At 68.1% G+C, this 20,180-nt stretch carries 16 protein-coding genes and 1 pseudogene; 10 read left to right on the top strand and 7 right to left on the bottom strand.

The window, feature by feature from the left end; translation table 11 throughout:
* Nucleotides 1-36 precede the first annotated feature (36 nt).
* On the top strand, nt 37-2,577 hold the full coding sequence (locus tag PSm6_RS17555; RefSeq protein WP_265167868.1) for a penicillin acylase family protein: 2,541 nt from the start codon (nt 37-39) through the stop codon (nt 2,575-2,577).
* A 393-nt stretch (nt 2,578-2,970) separates the two neighbouring features.
* Here the strand turns inward: PSm6_RS17555 and PSm6_RS17550 are convergent, their stop codons facing one another.
* Nucleotides 2,971-4,128, bottom strand: a complete 1,158-nt coding sequence (locus tag PSm6_RS17550; RefSeq protein ID WP_265167867.1) for a sterol desaturase family protein — start codon at nt 4,126-4,128, stop codon at nt 2,971-2,973.
* 191 nt (nt 4,129-4,319) lie between these two features.
* Here PSm6_RS17550 and PSm6_RS17545 point away from each other — a divergent pair, with 191 nt between their 5' ends.
* From PSm6_RS17545 to pdeM, 4 genes are read left to right on the top strand one after another with little or no spacing between them, the layout of a single operon-like run.
* Nucleotides 4,320-5,336 carry a ligase-associated DNA damage response exonuclease gene (locus PSm6_RS17545; protein WP_265167866.1) on the top strand — a complete coding sequence of 339 codons (1,017 nt, stop codon included), beginning with the start codon at nt 4,320-4,322 and terminating at the stop codon, nt 5,334-5,336.
* Entirely contained in the window at nt 5,333-6,997 is a 1,665-nt protein-coding gene (locus PSm6_RS17540) for an ATP-dependent DNA ligase (RefSeq protein WP_265167865.1), read from the top strand. Before PSm6_RS17545 ends, PSm6_RS17540 begins: the two co-directional genes overlap by 4 nt.
* Entirely contained in the window at nt 6,994-9,489 is a 2,496-nt protein-coding gene (locus tag PSm6_RS17535; protein ID WP_265167864.1) for a ligase-associated DNA damage response DEXH box helicase, read from the top strand. The genes PSm6_RS17540 and PSm6_RS17535 overlap by 4 nt, the downstream gene beginning before the upstream one ends.
* Nucleotides 9,486-10,148 (top strand): ligase-associated DNA damage response endonuclease PdeM, encoded by a 663-nt coding sequence (gene pdeM, locus PSm6_RS17530; RefSeq protein WP_265167863.1) that lies wholly within the window; start codon nt 9,486-9,488, stop codon nt 10,146-10,148. Before PSm6_RS17535 ends, pdeM begins: the two co-directional genes overlap by 4 nt.
* Before the next feature lie 166 nt (nt 10,149-10,314).
* Here the strand turns inward: pdeM and PSm6_RS17525 are convergent, their stop codons facing one another.
* Together PSm6_RS17525 and PSm6_RS17520 are read right to left on the bottom strand one after the other, a co-directional pair.
* A complete protein-coding gene (locus PSm6_RS17525; protein ID WP_265167862.1) occupies nt 10,315-10,995 on the bottom strand; it encodes an NUDIX domain-containing protein in 681 nt (226 codons plus the stop codon).
* Nucleotides 10,992-11,597, bottom strand: a complete 606-nt coding sequence (locus PSm6_RS17520; RefSeq protein WP_265167861.1) for an adenylyltransferase/cytidyltransferase family protein — start codon at nt 11,595-11,597, stop codon at nt 10,992-10,994. Before PSm6_RS17520 ends, PSm6_RS17525 begins: the two co-directional genes overlap by 4 nt.
* Nucleotides 11,598-11,644: 47 nt before the next feature.
* On the opposite strand from PSm6_RS17520, the gene PSm6_RS17515 reads away from it, so the two are divergent.
* From PSm6_RS17515 to nadE, 3 genes are read left to right on the top strand one after another with little or no spacing between them, the layout of a single operon-like run.
* Entirely contained in the window at nt 11,645-12,334 is a 690-nt protein-coding gene (locus PSm6_RS17515) for a nicotinamidase (protein WP_371876952.1), read from the top strand.
* A 2-nt stretch (nt 12,335-12,336) separates the two neighbouring features.
* Nucleotides 12,337-13,542 (top strand): nicotinate phosphoribosyltransferase, encoded by a 1,206-nt coding sequence (gene pncB, locus PSm6_RS17510; RefSeq protein ID WP_043242809.1) that lies wholly within the window; start codon nt 12,337-12,339, stop codon nt 13,540-13,542.
* Nucleotides 13,543-13,557: 15 nt separating this feature from the next.
* Nucleotides 13,558-14,385 (top strand): NAD(+) synthase, encoded by an 828-nt coding sequence (nadE, locus tag PSm6_RS17505; RefSeq protein WP_043242810.1) that lies wholly within the window; start codon nt 13,558-13,560, stop codon nt 14,383-14,385.
* Nucleotides 14,386-14,389: 4 nt separating this feature from the next.
* Here nadE and PSm6_RS17500 read toward each other — a convergent pair whose 3' ends face one another.
* From PSm6_RS17500 to dcd, 3 genes are all read right to left on the bottom strand, one after another.
* Nucleotides 14,390-14,593, bottom strand: a complete 204-nt coding sequence (locus PSm6_RS17500; protein ID WP_043242811.1) for a hypothetical protein — start codon at nt 14,591-14,593, stop codon at nt 14,390-14,392.
* 145 nt (nt 14,594-14,738) lie between these two features.
* A complete protein-coding gene (locus PSm6_RS17495; RefSeq protein ID WP_265167860.1) occupies nt 14,739-15,287 on the bottom strand; it encodes a hypothetical protein in 549 nt (182 codons plus the stop codon).
* A 76-nt stretch (nt 15,288-15,363) separates the two neighbouring features.
* Complete coding sequence (gene dcd / locus PSm6_RS17490) at nt 15,364-15,930, bottom strand: dCTP deaminase (protein WP_043242812.1); 567 nt, start codon at nt 15,928-15,930, stop codon at nt 15,364-15,366.
* Nucleotides 15,931-16,105: 175 nt separating this feature from the next.
* Between dcd and PSm6_RS17485 the strand changes: the two genes are divergently transcribed.
* Nucleotides 16,106-16,858 carry a glycine-rich domain-containing protein gene (locus PSm6_RS17485; RefSeq protein WP_265167859.1) on the top strand — a complete coding sequence of 251 codons (753 nt, stop codon included), beginning with the start codon at nt 16,106-16,108 and terminating at the stop codon, nt 16,856-16,858.
* A 20-nt stretch (nt 16,859-16,878) separates the two neighbouring features.
* Here the strand turns inward: PSm6_RS17485 and apbC are convergent.
* Nucleotides 16,879-17,969 (bottom strand): annotated as a pseudogene (gene apbC / locus PSm6_RS17480) (iron-sulfur cluster carrier protein ApbC).
* A gap of 132 nt (nt 17,970-18,101) precedes the next feature.
* On the opposite strand from apbC, the gene metG reads away from it, so the two are divergent.
* Complete coding sequence (metG, locus tag PSm6_RS17475; protein WP_265167858.1) at nt 18,102-20,138, top strand: methionine--tRNA ligase; 2,037 nt, start codon at nt 18,102-18,104, stop codon at nt 20,136-20,138.
* Nucleotides 20,139-20,180: the final 42 nt, after the last annotated feature.

The raw sequence follows: 20,180 nt of genomic DNA, 5'->3' as shown, positions 1-20,180 counted from the left end.
TTTGAAAACCGCCGCCTCTTCGGGAGATACCGCTCCATGGCCTCGCCTGCGCCCCAGCGCTTCCTGCCCCGCTTCTGCCTGGCCGCCGCCCTCGGCGCCATGGTCGCGCTCACTGGCTGCCAGTCCTGGCTCGACAGCCGCTATTCCGACAGCCTGCCGCCCACCTCCGGCTTCAAGCCGGTCAAGGGCCTGGCCCAGAGCGTCTCGATCCGCCGCAACCCGCTGGGCATGCCGCTGATCGAAACCACCACCTTCCACGACGCCCTGTTCACCATGGGCTACGTGCACGCCACCGACCGCCTCAGCCAGATGATCGGCCTGCGCCTCATGGCCGAAGGCCGCCTGGCGGAAATGGCCGGCCCCGGCGTGCTGGACGTCGACCGCTTCATGCGCGCGGTGAACCTGCGCAAGAGCGCCGACATCCTCTACAAGAACGCCTCCCCGCGCCTGAAGTCCTTCTTCGAGGTCTACGCGCGTGGCGTCAACGCCTACCTCTTCCAGTACCGCGACAAGCTGCCGATGGACCTCGCCGAGTCCGGCTACAAGCCCGCCTACTGGAAGCCCGAGGACTCGGTGCTGGTCTTCACCCTGCTGAACTTCGGCCTGGCGGTGAACCTGCAGGAAGAGATCGCCTCGCTGGTCATGGCGCAGAAGGTCGGGGCGGACAAGGTCGCCTGGCTGCTGCCCACCTACCCGGACGAGAACCTGCCGTTCGACGAGGCCGACAAGCTCAAGGGCCTCAACCTCGGTGGGCAGATTCAGGGCCTCGCCGCCATCGACCAGGCCGCAGGCGCACTGGCGGGCCTGAACATGCTCGGCGTCGCCGCCTCGAACAACTGGGCCATCGCCCCGGAACGCACGCGCAACGGCAAGAGCATCCTCGCCAACGACACCCACCTGCCGCTGTCGATGCCCTCGTACTGGAACTTCATGCAGATCCGCTCGCCGAAGTTCCAGGCCGCGGGTGTCACCATCGCCGGCGTGCCCGCCGTGGTCGCCGGCTACAACGGCAAGCTGGCCTGGGGCATGACCATGGTCATGGCCGACAACCAGGACCTCTACCTGGAGAAGGTCAAGCGCGAAGGCAGCCGCCTCTACTACCTGGCCGACGGCAAATGGCAGCCGGCCATCGAGCGCAACGAGACCTTCTTCATCAAGGGCGAGCGGCCGATCCGCGAAACCCTCTACGAGACCCGCCACGGCCCGCTGCTCAACTCCGTGCTCGGCCAGCGCAAGCACCCGCTGCAACCGATCGAGATCAAGAGCGGCCTGGGCATCGCCCTGAAGACCGCCCAGTTCGAAAGCGACCAGACCCTGGACGCCTTCTTCGACCTGTCCCGCGCGCAATCCGTCGAGCAGGCCAGCGAGGCGACCCGCTCGATCCGCGCCATCGGCCTCAACCTGCTCACCGCCGATGCCCAGCACATCGCCTGGCAGGTCACCGGCCGCTACCCTAACCGCCGCGAAGGCCGTGGCCTGATGCCCTCCCCCGGCTGGGACGGCCGCTACGAATGGGACGGTTTCGCCGACCCCATGCTGCACCCCTACGACCAGGACCCGAGCCAGGGCTGGCTGGGCACCGCCAACCACCGCACCGTGCAGGGCGGCTATGGCGTGCAGCTGTCCAACTCCTGGTTCTACCCGGAGCGGGCCGAGCGCATCGCCCAGCTCGCCGGCAGCGGCAAGCACGACACCCGCAGCACCATCGCCATGCAGTACGACCAGACCACGCCCTTCGCCGCCAAGCTCAAGGCCATGTTCGAAGACCCGGCCATGGCCCAGCCGCTGAAGAAGGCCATCGACGCCCTGCCCACCGCCGAGCGCGACAAGGCCCGCGAAGCCCTGAGCCGCCTGCTGGCCTTCAACGGCGACCTGCGCCCGACCTCCACCGACGCGGTGTTCTACGAAGCCTTCCTGCAGGAAAGTGCCAAGCAGATCTTCCAGGACGAGCTCGGCCCCGAAGGCAGCCCGGCCTGGCAGGCGCTGGTGGAAACCGCCAACCTCTCCTACTCCGCCCAGGCCGACCACCTGCTGGGCCGCGCCGACAGCCCCTTCTGGGACGATGTGCGCACCCCGCAGAAGGAAGACAAGCCCGCCATCCTCGCCCGCAGCCTGGCCGCCGCCGTCAGCTTCGCCGAAGGCAAGCTCGGTGCCGACCGCAAGGCCTGGCAATGGGGCAAGCTGCACAGCTACACCTGGGCCACCGAAACCACCAAGCTCGCGCCCTTCATGAGCGCCAGCCAGCGCACCGGGATCAACGCCATCCAGGGCTACCTGGACCGTGGCCCGTACCAGGCCGGCGGCGACATGAACACGCTGAACGTCTCGGCCTACGAGTGGGGCAACAACTTCGACACCTGGCTGATCCCGGCCATGCGCATCATCGTCGACTTCGGCCAGCCGGAACCCATGATCGGGCTCAACAGCTCCGGCCAATCCGGCAACCCGGCCAGCCCCAACTACGCCGACGGGATCGACGCCTGGCTCAAGGCCCGCTACATGAGCTTCCCCTTCCAGTCGCAGAACCTCGACAAGGTCTACGGCACCAAGCGGCTGACGCTCACCCCGCAAAAATGATCGGCCGGGGCGGGAACTAACCGCCCCACGGCTGTCTATGTAAGCGGACTTACTCCATAGATCACATCATTTTCAGGGCGCCCTCACCGGCGCCCTTTCTTTTGCCCGCGAAAAGGCGGCACCAACCTACGAACGTAGCCCGGGCTTCAGCCCGGGAATTGGCGGGAGGGAAAACACCAAAGGCAGGAATTGCAGAGACGTAGGTTGGGCTGAGGCACGAAGCCCAACACACCGAAGCCGATCCCAGCCTCGATGTTGGGCCTCGCACGCTCGGCACCAACCTACGAACGCAACCCGAACGTAGCCCGGGCTTCAGCCCGGGAATTGGCAAAAAGTGAGAGGGGAAAATCAGAAGCAGCGGCCCCTGCATTGCACATGGGCCGCCGTCGAAGGTCAGGACGCCTTCGGCTTCACCGGCGCCTTGGGCTCCGGCTTCTGGAAGGGGTACAGGTGCTGGCGCAGGATGCCGTCCGGCAGCGGCTTGCCGAAGACGCCGTAGCGGGTCGGCCACTCCTTGGGCGGCAGCTTGAAGGTGCCGAACACCATGTCGACGATCGGCAGGTGGATCGCGTAGTTCTTGTAGATGTAGTCCGGGTGCCGGGCGTGGTGCCAATGGTGGTAGCGCGGCAGCACCAGCAGGTAGTTGAACCAGCCACCGTCGATGCGCACGTTGGCGTGGGCCAGCACCGCCTGCACACCCACCAGGATCACGTAAGCGTTCATCGCCTGGGGCGAGAAGCCCATCAGCATCAGCGGCACCAGCACCCCGGTGCGGGTCAGCAGGATTTCCACGAAGTGGATGCGCGAACCGGCCAGCCAGTCCATGGAGGTGCTCGAGTGGTGCACCGCGTGGAAGCGCCACAGCCAGGGCACCACGTGATACAGGCGGTGCAGCCAGTACTGGCCGAGGTCCGCCACCAGCACCGCGAGGATGAACTGCAGCCAGATCGGCAGCGACTGCACCCCCGCCTGGAAGGCCGGCGACACCGCCCAGCCACCCAGCAGCGTGGACGAGGCGGTGACGAAGATCAGGATGAACTGCACCAGCATGTGGCTGACGAAGAAGTACGCCAGGTCGGTGCGCCAGTGCGGGCGCAGGATGTTCTGCTGCGGGTCCTTGGCGTAGAGCTTCTCCAGAGGGATGAAGACGATGGCCGAGACCAGCAGCGCCAGCACGAACCAGTCCAGCCCCAGGGAATAAGGCGTCTCGCCGATGGTCTCGAACTGGATGTTGCTGCCACCGAGGAACACCGCCAGCCCGGACGCGATGATGCCGGTGAAGCCCAGGCGCTTGCGGCGGTTGAGCAGGATGTTCAGGGTGCCCAGGGAGAACGAAGCCACCAGCCCCACCAGCAGCACAGTGCGGGCGAAGTGCTCGCTGTAGACCTTGCGGAACTCGGCGAAGGTCAGCCACTCGGGGAACAGGAAGCACAGCACCGCGCACAGGCTGAGCAGCCCCAGCGCTGCCGAAATGTAACCGCTGATACGCCCCTCACCGATCCGGAACGAATCGTGGCCGTGGCGCTGGAAATAGGCCTTGATCGCCTGCATTCGCACATCCTCCATGAAGTCGGCAGAAGAGCCGCTCCGAATCTTGACGTCCCCACCTGGCCCCAGGCCACCTGTTCCGACGAACGCCCGGGACTTCCGTGACCTGTGTCGCGATCCCGAGGCGAACTTGCCAGCCGAACCAACCGAACCCGACCATGCTCATAACCATGAGCCCACAGCGAGGCGTGCCCATGGACCTGGTCGTCGCGAGGCCCGAAGGCCTCTACTGTCCGCCCGGTGACTTCTACATCGACCCCTGGAAACCGGTGGAACGTGCCGTGATCACCCACGGCCACGGCGACCACGCGCGCACCGGCAACGGCCACTACCTGGCGGCCGCCGCCGGCGAAGGCATCCTCCGGGCGCGCCTGGGCGACATCCGCCTGCAGACCCTCGACTACGGCGAGCGCCTGGAGCACGGCGGCGTCACCCTCAGCCTGCATCCGGCCGGCCACGTGCTCGGCTCCGCCCAGGTGCGCCTGGAATACCAGGGCGAAGTCTGGGTCGCCTCGGGCGACTACAAGACCGAGGCCGACGGCACCTGCGCCCCCTTCGAGCTAGTGCGCTGCCACTGCTTCATCACCGAATCCACCTTCGGCCTGCCCATCTACCGCTGGCAGCCGCAAGCCTCGCTGTTCGCCGAAATCGACGCCTGGTGGCGCGCCAACCAGGCCGCCGGGCGCGCCAGCGTGCTGTTCTGCTACGCCTTCGGCAAGGCCCAGCGCATCCTCCACGGCATCGACGCCAGCATCGGCCCGATCCTCGCCCACGGCGCCATGGAGCCGCTCAACCGGGTCTACCGCGAAGCCGGCATCGCCCTGCCGGAAACCCGCTACGCCGGAGACATCCCCCGCAACGACCCGCTGCTGCGCCAGGCCCTGGTGCTGGCCCCGCCCTCGGCCGGCGGCAGCAGCTGGATGCGCCGCTTCGGCGACTACAGCGACGCCTTCGCCAGCGGCTGGATGATGCTGCGCGGCACCCGCCGGCGACGCGGCGTGGACCGCGGCTTCGTGCTCTCCGACCACGCCGACTGGCCCGGCCTGCTCTGGGCCATCGAGCAGAGCGGTGCCGAGCGGGTGTTCGTCACCCATGGCTCGGTCAACGTGCTGGTGCGCTACCTCTGCGAACAGGGCCTGGACGCCCAGGGCTTCAGCACCGAATACGGCGACGAGGACGAACCCGCCACGAGCGCGGAGGCGACCCCGTGAAGGACTTCGCCGAGCTCTATGGCCGCCTCGACGCCAGCACCTCGAACAACGCCAAGCTGGCCGCCCTGCAGGACTATTTCGCCAGCGCCGCCCCCGAGGATGCCGCCTGGGCGGTGTACTTCCTCAGTGGCGGCAAGCCGCGCCAGCTGGTGCCGGTGCGCCAGCTGCGGGACATCACCCTGGCCATCACCGGCCTGCCCGAGTGGCTGTTCGAGGAGAGCTACCAGGCGGTGGGCGACCTGGCCGAAACCATTTCCCTGCTGCTGCCGCCCAGCGTCCATCGCTCCGAAAAGGGCCTCGCCACCTGGGTCGAGGACCACCTGCTGCCCCTGCGCGGGTTGCCGCCGGCGGAACTGGCCGCCCGCCTGCCGCCGCTCTGGGCGCGCCTCGACCGCCTGAGCCTGCTGGTGTGCCTGAAGCTGGTCACCGGCGCCTTCCGCGTCGGTGTCTCGCGCCTGCTGGTGACCCGCGCCCTGGCCAACCTCGCCGGGGTCGACCCCAAGCGCGTCGCCCAGCGCATGGTCGGCTACACCGACGCCTCGCGCCCGCCCAGTGCCCAGGGCTATGCCCGGCTCATCGCCGCACAGAGCGAGGCCGAGCACCTGGAACGCGGCGGCCTGCCCTACCCCTTCTTCCTCGCCCACCCGCTGCAGGCGGAGGTGGCGTCCTTCGCCGACCTGCTCGGCTCCCCGGCGAACTGGCTGATCGAGTGGAAGTGGGACGGCATCCGCGCCCAGCTGGTGCGCCGCGACGGCCACCTGTGGATCTGGTCGCGGGGCGAGGAGCTGGTCAGCGAGCGCTTCCCCGAACTCCACGGCCTGGCCCACGCGCTGCCGGACGGCACCGTGATCGACGGCGAGATCCTGGTCTGGAAGGACGGCCGCGTGCAGCCCTTCGCCCTGTTGCAGCAACGCATCGCCCGCAAGCGCCTGACCCGCAAGGTGCTCGACGACGCGCCGGTGCGCCTGGTGGCCTACGACCTGCTGGAATGGCGCGGCGAGGATTGGCGCCAACGCCCCCTGGCCGAACGCCGTGAACGCCTGGAGCAATTGCTGGAGGAGCTGAGCGACCCGGTGCTGGAGCTGTCCCCCGAGGTGCGCGGCGAAGATTGGCCCGACCTCGCCCGCCAGCGCGAAGGCGCCCGCGCCCTCGGCGTCGAAGGGATGATGCTCAAGGCCCGCGACGCGCTCTACGGCGTCGGCCGCACCAAGGACCAGGGCACCTGGTGGAAATGGAAGCTCGACCCCTACAGCGTCGACGCCGTGCTGATCTACGCCCAGCGCGGCCACGGGCGCCGCGCCAACCTCTACACCGACTTCACCTTCGCCGTCTGGGATGGCGACGACGCCAGCGCCGAGCGCGCCCTGGTGCCTTTCGCCAAGGCCTACTCGGGCCTCACGGACGAGGAGATGCGCAAGGTCGACGCCATCGTCCGCCGCACCACGGTGGAGAAGTTCGGCCCGGTGCGCAGCGTCACGCCCACCCTGGTGTTCGAGCTGGGCTTCGAGGGCATCGCCCTGTCCAAGCGCCACAAGAGCGGCGTCGCCGTGCGCTTCCCGCGCATGCTGCGCTGGCGCCAGGACAAACCGGTGGCCGAAGCCGACACCCTCGCCAGCCTCCAGGCCCTGCTGGCCGATGTCGCGCCGGAGCCCGAGGCTTGAGCCGCGCCCCCCGCCCCTCCTCGCGCTGGTTCGGCGACCGTGGCTGGCGCCCCTTCGTCTTCCAGAAAAGCCTCTGGCGCGCCGTCGCCCAGGGCCGCTCCGGCCTGCTCCACGCCACCACCGGCGCCGGCAAGACCTACGCCGCCTGGTTCGCCGCCCTCGATTTGCTGACCGGCGCCACGCCCACCCGCAAGGAGCGTGGCAAGGGCCAGGTGCTGCCGCTCTCGGTACTGTGGATAACCCCCATGCGCGCCCTGGCCGCCGACACCGCCCGCGCCCTGCAGGCGCCCATCGACGAACTCGGCCTGCCCTGGAGCCTGGGCCTGCGCACGGGCGATACCGGCAGCGCCGAGCGCGCCCGGCAATCGCGCAACCTGCCCAGCGTGCTGGTCACCACGCCGGAAAGCCTGACCCTGCTGCTGACCCGCGCCGACGCCGCCCAAGCCTTCGCCGGGCTGCGCATGGTAGTGGTCGACGAATGGCACGAGCTGCTCGGCAACAAGCGCGGCGTGCAACTGCAACTGGCCCTGGCACGGCTGCGCCTGTGGAACCCCGCGCTCGCCACCTGGGGCCTGTCCGCCACCCTGGGCAACCTGGAGCACGCGCTGCAGGTACTGGTGCCCGGCGGCGACGGCCTGCTGCTGCAGGGCGAGCAGCGCAAGCGCCTGGAGGTGGACACCCTGCTGCCGGCCAGCGTCGAGCGTTTCCCCTGGGCCGGGCACATGGGATTGCGCATGCTGCCGCAGGTGGTGGCAGAGCTGGAGGGCAGCGCCAGCAGCCTGGTGTTCACCAACACCCGCGCGCAGTCGGAAACCTGGTACCAGGCCCTGCTCGCCGCACGACCGGACTGGGCCGGGCTGATCGCCCTGCACCACGGCTCGCTGTCCCGCGAGGTGCGCGAATGGGTGGAGAACGGCCTCAAGCAGGGCCGCCTCAAGGCCGTGGTGTGCACCTCCAGCCTCGACCTGGGGGTGGACTTCCTCCCCGTGGAGCGGGTGCTGCAGGTGGGCACCGCCAAGGGCGTGGCGCGGCTGATGCAACGGGCTGGCCGCTCCGGCCACGCGCCGGGCCGCGCCTCGCGGGTGACCCTGGTGCCCACCCACAGCCTGGAACTGGTGGAGGCGGTGGCCGCGCGCCAGGCCATCGCCGAGCGCCGCATCGAAGCACGCCTGAGCCCGGAAAAGCCGCTGGACGTGCTGGTCCAGCACCTGGTCAGCATGGCCCTCGGCGGTGGCTTCCAGGCCGAGGCGATGCTCGCCGAGGTGCGCAGTTGCTGGGCCTATCGCGCCCTGGGGGATGACGAATGGGCCTGGGCCCTGGCCTTCATCCGCCACGGCGGCCATTCCCTCACCGCCTACCCCGAGTACCGCCGCGCCGAACCCGATGCCAGCGGCTTATGGCAGGTGCCCAGTGCGCAGCTGGCGCGGCGGCACCGGCAGAGCATCGGCACCATCGTCAGCGACGCCAGCCTGCAGGTGCGCTTCTGGGGCAAGGGCGGTGCCGCCGGCTCCCTGGGCAGCATCGAGGAAGGCTTCATCTCGCGCCTGCGCCCGGGCGATGCCTTCCTCTTCGCCGGCCGCCCACTGGAGCTGGTGCGGGTCGAGGACATGACCGCCTACGTGCGCCGCAGCGCCGCGCGCAAGGCCGCCATCCCGCGCTGGAACGGTGGGCGCATGCCCCTTTCCAGCGAACTGGCCGATGCCCTGGTGCACCAGCTGGGCGAGGCCGCGCGGGGCCGCTACGACAGCCCCGAGCTGAAACTGACCCGGCCGCTGCTGGAACTGCAGCAGGCCTGGTCGGCGCTGCCCGACGAGCACAACCTGCTGGCCGAGTGCCTGAAGAGCCGCGAGGGCTGGCACCTGTTCCTCTACCCCTTCGCCGGCCGCCAGGTGCACCTGGGCCTCGCCAGCCTGCTGGCCTGGCGCCTGGCCCGGCAAAGCCCCGTGAGCTTCTCCATCGCCGTCAACGACTACGGCCTGGAGCTGCTGGCAGCCACCGAGGTGGATTGGGCCGCATGCCTGGGTCCCGAGCTGTTCAGCGAGCACGAACTGCTCGAGGACCTGCTGCACAGCCTCAATGCCAGCGAGCTGTCACGCCGGCGCTTCCGCGAGATCGCCCGCATCGCCGGGCTGGTGTTCGCCGGCCGCCCCGGTGCCAGCAAGAGCACCCGCCAGCTGCAGGCCTCCAGCGGGCTGTTCTTCGACGTGTTCCGCCAGTACGACCCGGACAACCTGCTGCTGCACCAGGCCCGCGAGGAGGTGCTGCGCCAGGAGCTGGACCTGCCGCGCCTGGAGGCCTGCCTGCAACGCATCCGCGAGCGCGAGCTGCGCCTGGTGGAGGTGCCGCGCCCCACGCCCCTGGCCTTCCCGCTGCTGGTGGAACGCTTCCGCGAAGGGCTGAGCAGCGAGAAGCTGGCCGACCGCATCGCCCGCATGGTGAAGCAGCTGGAGCGCGCCGCCGACCAGCCGCCACGCCGGAGCCGGGCGCGATGAACGCCGCGCTGGAGGTGGAACTGGCCGGCACCCGCGTCCTGCTGCTGGCCGACCGCGCGCTGTACTGGCCCGAGGAAGGCTGCCTGCTGGCGGCCGATATCCATTTCGGCAAGGCCGCCAGCTTCCGTCGCCTCGGCCAGCCGGTGCCCAGCGGCACCACGGCAGAGAACCTGCGCCGCCTGGACCGGCTGCTGCACGAGCACGGCTGCCGCCGCCTGGTCTTCCTCGGCGACTTCCTGCATGCCCGCCAGGGCGCCGAGGCGCCGCTCTGGCCGGTGCTCACCGCCTGGCGCGCCGGGCATCCGCACCTGGCCATCGACCTGGTGCGCGGCAACCACGACCGCCACGCCGGCGACCCACCCGCCGCGCTCGGCTTCAGCCTGCACCACGAACCGCTGGCCCTGGGGCCCTTCGCCCTGCAGCACGAGCCCGAGCCGCACCCGACGCTGCACGTGCTGGCCGGCCACCTGCACCCGACCTTCCGCCTGCGCGGCCCCGGCCGCCAGAGCCTGCGCCTGCCCTGCTTCCGCCTCGGCGAGCGGCTCAGCCTGCTGCCGGCCTTCGGCGAGTTCACCGGTGGCATGGACCAGGCCAGCGCAGCGGATTCACGGATTTTCATCTGCGGCGACGGCGGCGTCTGGCCCGCCTTCCCCGGCTGACGCCGCCTGGCTTGATGGCCTATGGATGGCCGCAGGATGTCGTCTTTTTTGCTGTTTTTCTGAACTTACGCGCCAGGGAGCACTCAGAACCTATGCATTGTTCATTGCTCCCTGGCGCCCACGTTGGCGCCTATTTTTTTGCCCGGAATTCGCCGTCGCCATGCCGTCAGGACAACACGCTGCGGTCGAAGGTGAACACGCCGCCTTCCGCCGGGCAGTGCTCCAGCACCTTCTGCGGGCGGCCCATCTTCGGGTGGTTGTGCTCGCCGGTATCCAGCACCCAGCCCTGCCCCTTCATCTTCTCCAGGCGCCCGCGCAGGGTGGTGTGCTGCACCGCCTGGCCGAGGCAGGCCTGGAAGGCGCCCAGGGCCTCGGTCACGGTGAAGCGCCGGGGCAGCAGGTGCAGCGGCAGGGAGGTGTAGACCGACTTGCCGGCCAGCCGCTCGCGGGCCTGGCGCACCAGTTGGTCATGGTCGAAGGGCAACCCGCAGGCCTCGTCCAGCGGCAGGAAGCGCAGGTCGGCTTCACTCAGTTGCGTGTCGGGCTCCAGCAGGGCGAGGTAGAAGGTCGACAGCGACCAGCCGCGCGGGTCGCGCCGGGCATTGCCCACGGTGGCCACCTGTTCCAGGTGCTGCGGGCGCACCCGTGCCTTCTCCGCCAGGGCCCGGGTGGCGGCAGCGTCCAGGTCGGCGTCGTCGCAGCGGCCGTTGACCAGCACGCCCGGCAGCGCCCACTCGCCCTCGAAGGGCGCCTGGGCCCGGCGGATCAGCAGCAGCTCCAGCCCCTGGGCCTCGTTCAGGCGCAGCGCGACGATGTCGACGCTGGCCAGTACCTGTGCAGAACTCATTGCAGCTCCCTATAGATATCCAGTTCACCCTGCACTTCCGGCAGGCACCAGGCCGGCGGCAGCGCCAGGCCCTCGCGCAGGTGCAGGCGGATGGCCGAACTGTGCAGCAGCAGCGTCTCGTCCGCCACCAGCAGGCCGAAGCGCTCGCGCAGCTCCGCCCCGCGATGGAAGCCCGCCACCTGGGGCAGGTTGTCCTCGCCTATGACCAGGGCGATGTCCCCCGGCACCACACCGTACTCACCCGCCACGGCCTGCAACAGGTCGTAGCTGTACACCGCCGTCGCGCCCGGGGCCAGCCGCGCCTCGATGGCGTCGCAGCGCACCCGCGCGGGGTCGATGCGTGTCGCCAGGCGCTCCAGCCAGGCGCAGCGCAGGGCGAAATCCACCATGCGCTTGCCGTGGGCGTGGCGGTGGCTCGGCACCAGCAGCACCTGCTCGGCGCACTCCAATACCCGGCGCACCACGCTTTCATGGCCCGGGTGGGGCGGATCGAAGGCACCGCCGTACACCGCCAGGCGGAAGCGCACCGGGGCCGGAGACGCGCTGCCCGCCGGGTAGGCCCGCAGGCTGGGATCGGGAAAATCCTGCCGACTGTTTCTCATCGCTGTCCTCCTGCGATCAAAGAGTGCTTGACGACATATTACACGAGATGGAATATGTAGCCAGCCGCAACCGAACGAGGAACGCAGCCATGAAAATCGCCAGCTTCGATGTCGACGCCCAGAAAGGCTTCACCCCCCTCTGCCCCGCCGAACTCCCGGTTCCGGGCGGCGACGAGATCGCAGCGCACCTCAACCTGCTGGCCCGCCGCGCCGAACTGCGCATCGGCAGCAAGGACGCCCACAGCCCGCAGGCCGCCTGGGTCGTGCCCAGCCACGCGGAGATGCTCGCACCGCTGCCCCTGGCCAACGCCGACATCACCTGGGTCAGCCACTGCGTACCGGGCACCCCCGGTTTCGAGCTGCTGGACGAGCTGCCCCAGCCGCTGGACTACGACTACTTCGTGTGGAAAGGCGTGGAGCCCGACCTGCACCCCTACGGCGCCTGCTACCACGACCTGGCGGAACGCCGCAGCACCGGGGTGATCGAATTCCTCCGGCAGAACGCCGTCAGCCATGTACTGGTGGGCGGCCTGGCCCTGGACTACTGCGTGAAGACCACCGCGCTGCAACTGCGCCGCGCCGGCTTTGCGGTTATCGTCTACCTCCCGGCGTGCCGGGCAATCGCCGAAGCCACGGCCGAAGCCGCGCGGCTGCAGATGAACGAACTGGGAATCGCGCTGTGCGCCAGCGAGGCCGAACTGGACGCCTTGCTGAACAGCATCGAGAAGGAGAGCTGATCATGGCCGAGAGCGTGTTTTCCGACCGCATCGTGCAGAACCTGCTGGACACCGATTTCTACAAGCTGACCATGATGCAGGCGGTGCTGCACAACTACCCCAACGCCGAGGTGGAGTGGGAATTCCGCTGCCGCAACGCCGAGGACCTGCGCCCCTACCTGGCGGAGATCCGCTACCAGATCGAGCGCCTGTCGGAGATTTCCATCACCGCCGACCAGTTGGCCTTCCTGGAGCGCATCCCCTTCATCAAGCCGGACTTCACCCGCTTCCTCAGCCTGTTCCGCTTCAACATGCGCTACGTCCAGGCCGGCATCGAGGACGACCAGCTGTGCATCCGCCTGCGCGGCCCCTGGCTGCACGTGATCCTCTTCGAGATCCCGCTGCTGGCCATCGTCAGCGAGGTGCGCAACCGCTACCGCTACCGCGAGGTGATCCTCGAACAGGCCAGCGAGCGCCTCTACCAGAAGCTCGACTGGCTCAAGGGCGAAGCCAGCGCCAGCGAGCTGGAAGGCTTCCAGATCGCCGACTTCGGCACCCGCCGGCGCTTCTCCTACCGGGTGCAGGAAGAGATGGTGCACATCCTCAAGCGCGACTTCCCCGGGCGCTTCGTCGGCACCAGCAACGTGCACCTGGCCCGCGAGTTCGACATCAAGCCCATCGGCACCATGGCCCACGAGTGGCTGATGTCCCACCAGCAACTGGGCCCGCGCCTGATCGACAGCCAGATCGCCGCGCTGGACTGCTGGGTCCGCGAGTACCGCGGCCTGCTGGGGATCGCCCTGACCGACTGCATCACCACCGATGCCTTCCTCAAGGACTTCGACCTGTACTTCGCCAAGCTCTTCGACGGCCTGCGCCACGACTCCGGCGACCCGCTGGAATGGGCCGAGAAGTGCATCCGCCACTATGAAAAGCTCGGTATAGACCCGCAGACCAAGACCCTCGTATTCTCCGACGGCCTCGACCTGGCCAAGGCGCTGAAGCTGTATCGCGCCCTGCACGGTCGTATCCACGTCAGCTTCGGTATCGGTACCAACCTGACCTGCGACATCCCGGGCGTCGAGCCCATGAACATCGTCATCAAGATGACCGCCTGCAACGGCCAGCCGGTGGCGAAGATCTCCGACACCCCGGGCAAGACCCAGTGCCGCGACGAGAACTTCGTCACCTACCTGAAACATGTATTCCGCGTATCAGACGCGCGCTAGCGCCAAGGAACCGCCATGAGCAATCGCCAGAAAGAGATAGCCGCCGCCCTGGATGTGGTACCCCCCTTCGCCGATGAAGCCGCCCTGCAGGCGGAGATCGAGCGGCGCAAGGCCTTCATCAAGACCTGCCTGCGCAACGCGCGGCTCAAGGTACTGGTGCTGGGCATCAGCGGTGGCGTGGATTCGCTGACCGCCGGCCGCCTGGCCCAGGTGACGGTGGAAGAGCTGCGCGCCGAGACCGGCGACCCGGACTACCGCTTCATCGCCGTGCGCCTGCCGCACAACACCCAGCACGATGAGCATGACGCCCAGGAATCACTGAAATTCATCCGCGCAGATGTCGAGGACACGGTGAACATCGCCGCCAGCGTGACCGGTCTCGGTGAGCAGGTGACCCACCTGCAGGCGCTGAGCGATGCCCGCCGCGACTTCGTGGTCGGCAACGTCAAGGCACGTATCCGCATGGTCGCGCAGTTCGCCATCGCCAACGCCAACAACGGCCTGGTGATCGGCACCGACCACGCCGCCGAGGCGGTGATGGGTTTCTTCACCAAGTTCGGTGACGGCGCCTGCGACCTGGCCCCGCTGAGCGGCCTGGTGAAGAACCAGGTGCGCGCCATCGCCCGCTACCTGGGCGCGCCGGACAACCTGGTGCAGAAGGTGCCCACCGCCGACCTCGAGGAACTGCGCCCCGGCAAGCCCGACGAAGAGGCCCATGGCGTCAGCTACGCCGAGATCGACGCCTTCCTGCACGGTGAAAGCGTACGCCAGGAGGCCTACGACATCATCGTGCGCACCTACGACGCCACCCAGCACAAGCGCGACCTGCCGCTGGTGCCCTGAGGCGCTACACCACCGGAGCGGGCGGCGGCTGGTCGGGAAGGGTCGGCTCGCCCGGTTCGTGGGGCTGGGTGGGTTCACCCGGCTCCTCCGGGTCGCCCGGCCCTGGCACCTGTTGCAGCACCCGCGACGGGTCGCTATGGGCGAGGATGGCGTCCACCCGTGCACTGGCACTGGGCGTCAGGGCTTCGAGGATGATCTGGGAGCGCATGGCGTTCCTCCGGCGTTCACAGTGGCTTCAAGCAGTAGAGCCCCGCGATTGCCGAAGAATTCCGCCTATTTCCGTCCCTGCCCCGTAGCCCGGGCTTCAGCCGTCAAAGGCTTCGCGAGCAGAGCTCGCTCCTACGGGCGCCCTATCAGCGCGGATCGTTGAAGTGCACGGTGATGGAGACCAGAACCGGCTGCTCTTCGTCGTCCTGGCGGTACTCCGGCTCGAAGCCATAGCCCAGCCAGACCTCGCTGCCGTTCTTGACCACCAGGTCCGAGCGCTCGTCGCCGGTGCCTTCCAGCCCCTGCAGCCACGGGGCGGTCTGCTCGCGACGCTGGCCCAGGCGCACCTGGCCATCCAGGCTGAAACGCCAATTCGCACCACGCTCGCCCACGCCCTGCATCCAGCCGAGGAACAGGCTGTCGTTGTAGCCGCCCAGCTCCCAGCAGCGCACTTCGCGCAGGCGGTCACCGAGGAACACCAGCATCATCGAATTGCCATACAGCAGCCCGCGCCGCTTGCCGTACATGGGCAGCTCGGCCGTGGGCTTGCCTAGGCGCTCGACGAACTGGGCGCGGGTGGCGCTGGCCGGCAGGCCGAATGCCCCGGTACCGCTGAGCACGGAGAGTTCCGCAGCCTGCAACAACGAGCAAACGCCCAGGCCGAGGGTGAACAGGAGGGATTTGAGCAGGTTCATTCGTCAGGTTCCTTTGACTGGACAGAGCCATGAAAAAGCCGGGCATGGGCCCGGCTTTGGTCGCAACGCAGGTGGATCAGGCCTTGGGCAGGGTCACGCCGGTCTGGCCCTGGTACTTGCCGCCGCGGTCGCGGTAGGAGACTTCGCAGGCTTCGTCCGATTGCAGGAAGAGCATCTGCGCCACGCCTTCGTGGGCGTAGATCTTCGCCGGCAGGTTGGTGGTGTTGGAGAACTCCAGGGTCACGTGGCCTTCCCACTCGGGTTCCAGCGGGGTGACGTTGACGATGATGCCGCAGCGCGCATAGGTGCTCTTGCCCAGGCAGATGGTCAGCACGTCACGCGGAATACGGAAGTACTCGACCGTGCGGGCCAGGGCGAAGGAGTTCGGCGGAATGATGCAAACGTCGCTGTTGATGTCGACGAAGCTCTTCTCGTCGAAGTTCTTCGGGTCGACCACGGCGGAGTGGATATTGGTGAAGACCTTGAATTCGGCGGCGCAACGCACGTCGTAGCCGTAGCTGGACACCCCGTAGGAAATCACCCGGTTGTCGTCCGCGCCGCGCACCTGGCGCTCGACGAAGGGCTCGATCATCCCGTGTTCCTGGGCCATGCGGCGAATCCACTTGTCCGATTTTATGCTCATGGCGGGGGGTCCTGTGAAGGTGAAAAATGATCGCGAATCTTACCGGGCGCGGGCGTTTCGGGCAAAGGGCAGCGACCGGTAGCGTGGCCTGGCGCCCAGCGCCGCCGAGCGGGGCTTGTGGCGGCGACGCCGACTGCGCCACTGTTGGCCCGCCCTTGTGGAGAAAGGACCCACCATGACCCCCTGGCTGATCATTCCCGGCCTGTTCTTCGCCGTCTTTTCCTTCTCGTTCTTCAAACGCCGCCGCACAATCGGCCGGGAACGCTTCATCCGCGAGTTCCGCCCGGCCCCCTGGCTGTTCGATGAACTGCGCAAGCGCCACCCGCAACTGAGCCTGGAAGACTGCATGCTGGTGAGCGCCGGCCTGCGCCAGTACTTCCTCTGCTACCTGAAGAGCGGCTACGGCTACGTCTCCATGCCCTCCCAGGTAGTGGACGACCTGTGGCACGCCTTCATCCTCGACACTCGCGAATACAAGCACTTCTGCCAGAAAGCTTTTGGCCGCTTCCTGCACCACCGCCCGGCACGCACCCTCTCGGGCAACGCCCGCCAGGCCGACGCCGGCCTGCGCCGCTGCTGGTGGTACGCCTGCGAGCAGGAGCGCATCGACCCGCGCAAGCCCGGCCGCGTACCGCTGCTGTTCGACCTGGACAGCCGCCTGGGCATCCTCGGCGGCTTCCTCTATGTGGCCGACTGCCAGGGCGTACGCCGCAACGACAGCGGCGACGCGGGCAGTGGCGTCATCTACTGCGGCGGGGACTTCGTCGGCGCCGACTCGGGCTACGGCTCCAGCGACTTCGGCGATGGCAGCGGCACGAGCGGCAGCCATCAGAGCGGCGATTCATCGAGCGATGGTGGCGGTTCGGACGGCGGCGGGGACAGCGGAGGCGGATGTGGCGGAGGGTGTGGCGGCGGCGGGGGCGACTGAGCCCCCACCGCCGTGCGACATCAGTCGTCGCTGATGGTGATGGTCGGCATGGCACCGGCGCCCATGCCGGACTGCGCGATGCGCGCGCCGACGCAGCGGGCCATTTCCTGGTAGATCATGGCGATCTGGCTTTCCGGGTCGGCGACGGTGGTCGGCTTGCCGCCATCGGACTGCATGCGGATGGCCATGGACAGCGGCAGGGAAGCCAGCAGCTCGACGCCGTACTGGGTCGCCAGCTTCTCGCCGCCGCCTTCGCCGAACAGGTGCTCGGCATGGCCGCAGTTGGAGCAGATGTGCACCGCCATGTTCTCCACCACGCCCAGCACCGGGATGTTGACCTTGCGGAACATCTCCACGCCCTTCTTGGCGTCCAGCAGGGCCAGGTCCTGCGGGGTGGTGACGATCACGCTGCCGGCCACCGGCACCTTCTGCGCCAGGGTCAGCTGGATGTCGCCGGTGCCCGGGGGCATGTCCACCACCAGGTAGTCGAGGTCGTCCCAGGCGGTCTGGGTGATCAGCTGGATCAACGCGCCGGACACCATCGGGCCGCGCCACACCACCGGGGTGTTGTCGTCGGTGAGGAAGGCCATGGACATGACTTCCACACCGTGGGACTTGATCGGCACGAAGAACTTCTGGTCACGCACCTCGGGCGGGTGCCCTCGGCGATGCCGAACATGATGCCCTGGCTGGGGCCATAGATATCGGCGTCGAGGATGCCCACGCGGGCGCCTTCGCGGGCCAGCGCCAGGGCCAGGTTGGCGGCGGTGGTGGACTTGCCCACACCGCCCTTGCCGGAGGCTACGGCGATCACGTTCTTGACGTTGGCCAGGGCCGGCACCTGGGCCTGGGCCTTGTGCGGCTCGATCACGCAATCGACCTCGACCTTGGCCGAATCGATGCCGTCCTGGTTCTCCAGGGCCATCTGCAGCATCTGCGCCCAGCCGCTCTTGAACAGCCCGGCGGCATAGCCCAGCTCCAGGCGTACGTGGACCTTGCCGCCCTGGATGTCGACCTCGCGTAGGCAGCCGGCGCTGACCGGGTCCTGGCCAAGGTGGGGATCGGTGAACTGACGAAGCGTGGCTTCCACCACGGCGCGGGTGACAGGCATGGAAGACTCCGGGAAAAAGACCGAGCGAAACAGGCGGGCATCTTAACCCAAAGCCCATGCAACAGATGAAAATGCCCCGCCACGCCTATATAGTTACCGACTTTCCCCGTGTTCCCAGTGCAGCCGATCACCATGACCGAAGCCCGCAAGATCCTCGTTACCAGCGCCCTCCCCTATGCCAACGGTTCCATCCACCTCGGGCATATGGTCGAGTACATCCAGACCGATATCTGGGTGCGCTTCCAGAAGATGCGCGGCAACCAGGCCATCTACGTTTGCGCCGACGACGCCCACGGCTCGGCCATCATGCTGCGCGCCGAGAAGGAGGGCATCACCTCCGAGCAGTTGATCGACAACGTGCGCGCCGAGCACACCACCGATTTCGCCGACTTCCTGGTGGAGTTCGACAACTACCACTCGACCCACTCGGACGAGAACCGCGCGCTGTCCAGCAGCATCTACACCCGGCTGCGCGACGCCGGCCATATCGCCACCCGCCCGGTGACCCAGTATTTCGACCCGGACAAGCAAATGTTCCTGGCCGACCGCTTCATCAAGGGCACCTGCCCGAAATGCGCGGCCGACGACCAGTACGGCGACAACTGCGAAGTCTGCGGCGCCACCTACGCGCCCACCGAGCTGAAGAACCCCAAGTCGGCCATCTCCGGCGCAACTCCGGTGCTCAAGGAATCGCTGCACTACTTCTTCAAGCTGCCGAACTTCGACGCCATGCTGAAGCAGTGGACCCGCAGCGGTGCCCTGCAGGAGTCCGTGGCCAACAAGATCGCCGAATGGCTGGATGCCGGCCTGCAGGAGTGGGACATCAGCCGTGATGCGCCCTACTTCGGCTTCGAGATCCCCGATGCCCCGGGCAAGTACTTCTACGTCTGGCTGGACGCGCCCATCGGCTACATGGCCAGCTTCCAGAACCTCTGCGCGCGCCGCCCGGAGCTGGACTTCGACGCCTTCTGGGCCAAGGACTCCAGCGCCGAGCTGTACCACTTCATCGGCAAGGACATCGTCAACTTCCACGCCCTGTTCTGGCCCGCCATGCTCGAAGGCGCCGGCTACCGCAAGCCGACCGCGCTCAACGTGCACGGCTACCTGACGGTGAACGGGCAGAAGATGTCCAAGTCCCGCGGCACCTTCATCAAGGCGCGCACCTACCTCGACCACCTGAGCCCGGAATACCTGCGCTACTACTACGCGGCCAAGCTGGGCCGCGGCGTGGACGACCTCGACCTGAACCTCGAGGACTTCGTGCAGAAGGTGAACTCCGACCTGGTGGGCAAGGTGGTCAACATCGCCAGCCGTTGCGCCGGTTTCATCCACAAGGGCAACGCCGGCCGCCTGGTGGCCGCCAATGCCGCGCCGGAGCTGTTCGCCGAGTTCAAGGCCGCCGCACCGAGCATCGCCGAGGCCTTCGAGAACCGTGACTTCGCCCGCGCCATGCGCGAAATCATGGCCCTGGCCGACCGCGCCAACGCCTGGATCGCCGACAAGGCGCCCTGGGCCCTGGCCAAGCAGGAAGGCAAGCAGGACGAGGTTCAGGCCGTGTGCGCTGCGGGCGTCAACCTGTTCCGCCAGCTGGTGATCTTCCTCAAGCCGGTGCTGCCGAACCTCTCCGCCGCTGCCGAGCAGTTCCTCAACGTCGCCCCGCTGACCTGGGCCGACCACGAGACGCTGCTGGCCGACCACCAGCTGAACGCCTTCACCCCGCTGATGACCCGCATCGAGCCGGCGAAGATCGAAGCCATGGTCGCTGCCTCCAAGGAAGACCTGGCCGCCGCTGCACCGGCCCCTGCCGGCAACGGCGAGCTGACCAAGGACCCGCTGGCCGCCGAAATCGGCTTCGACGCCTTCGCCGCCGTCGACCTGCGCATCGCGCTGATCGAGAAGGCCGAGTTCGTCGAAGGGGCCGACAAGCTGCTGCGCCTGTCCCTGGATATCGGCGACGAGAAACGCAACGTGTTCTCCGGCATCAAGAGCGCCTACCCGGACCCGAGCAAGCTGGAAGGCCGCCTCACCCTGTACGTGGCCAACCTGGCCGCGCGCAAGATGAAGTTCGGCGTCTCCGAAGGCATGGTCCTGGCCGCCGGCCCCGGTGGCGAGGAGATCTACCTGCTCAGCCCCGACAGCGGCGCCAAGCCCGGCCAGCGCGTGAAGTAATACACGCCGGCCATCACGAAGCGCCTGCCCGCTCACCGGCCA

Source organism: Pseudomonas solani (assembly GCF_026072635.1).
Classification (GTDB): Bacteria; Pseudomonadota; Gammaproteobacteria; order Pseudomonadales; family Pseudomonadaceae; genus Metapseudomonas; species Metapseudomonas solani.
The sequence above is the reverse complement of the archived record's forward strand: the minus strand, read 5'-3'. Positions and strand labels throughout refer to the sequence as shown.

Excerpts from the sequence above, each read along its gene's own strand:
- PSm6_RS17555 (WP_265167868.1), top strand. The coding sequence starts at position 37 with ATGGCCTCGCCTGCGCCCCAGCGCTTCCTGCCCCGCTTCTGCCTGGCC.
- PSm6_RS17550 (WP_265167867.1), bottom strand. The coding sequence starts at position 4,128 with ATGCAGGCGATCAAGGCCTATTTCCAGCGCCACGGCCACGATTCGTTC.
- PSm6_RS17545 (WP_265167866.1), top strand. The coding sequence starts at position 4,320 with ATGGACCTGGTCGTCGCGAGGCCCGAAGGCCTCTACTGTCCGCCCGGT.
- pdeM (WP_265167863.1), top strand. The coding sequence starts at position 9,486 with ATGAACGCCGCGCTGGAGGTGGAACTGGCCGGCACCCGCGTCCTGCTG.
- PSm6_RS17525 (WP_265167862.1), bottom strand. The coding sequence starts at position 10,995 with ATGAGTTCTGCACAGGTACTGGCCAGCGTCGACATCGTCGCGCTGCGC.
- PSm6_RS17520 (WP_265167861.1), bottom strand. The coding sequence starts at position 11,597 with ATGAGAAACAGTCGGCAGGATTTTCCCGATCCCAGCCTGCGGGCCTAC.
- PSm6_RS17515 (WP_371876952.1), top strand. The coding sequence starts at position 11,645 with ATGGAATATGTAGCCAGCCGCAACCGAACGAGGAACGCAGCCATGAAA.
- pncB (WP_043242809.1), top strand. The coding sequence starts at position 12,337 with ATGGCCGAGAGCGTGTTTTCCGACCGCATCGTGCAGAACCTGCTGGAC.
- nadE (WP_043242810.1), top strand. The coding sequence starts at position 13,558 with ATGAGCAATCGCCAGAAAGAGATAGCCGCCGCCCTGGATGTGGTACCC.
- PSm6_RS17500 (WP_043242811.1), bottom strand. The coding sequence starts at position 14,593 with ATGCGCTCCCAGATCATCCTCGAAGCCCTGACGCCCAGTGCCAGTGCA.
- PSm6_RS17495 (WP_265167860.1), bottom strand. The coding sequence starts at position 15,287 with ATGAACCTGCTCAAATCCCTCCTGTTCACCCTCGGCCTGGGCGTTTGC.
- dcd (WP_043242812.1), bottom strand. The coding sequence starts at position 15,930 with ATGAGCATAAAATCGGACAAGTGGATTCGCCGCATGGCCCAGGAACAC.
- PSm6_RS17485 (WP_265167859.1), top strand. The coding sequence starts at position 16,106 with ATGACCCCCTGGCTGATCATTCCCGGCCTGTTCTTCGCCGTCTTTTCC.
- metG (WP_265167858.1), top strand. The coding sequence starts at position 18,102 with ATGACCGAAGCCCGCAAGATCCTCGTTACCAGCGCCCTCCCCTATGCC.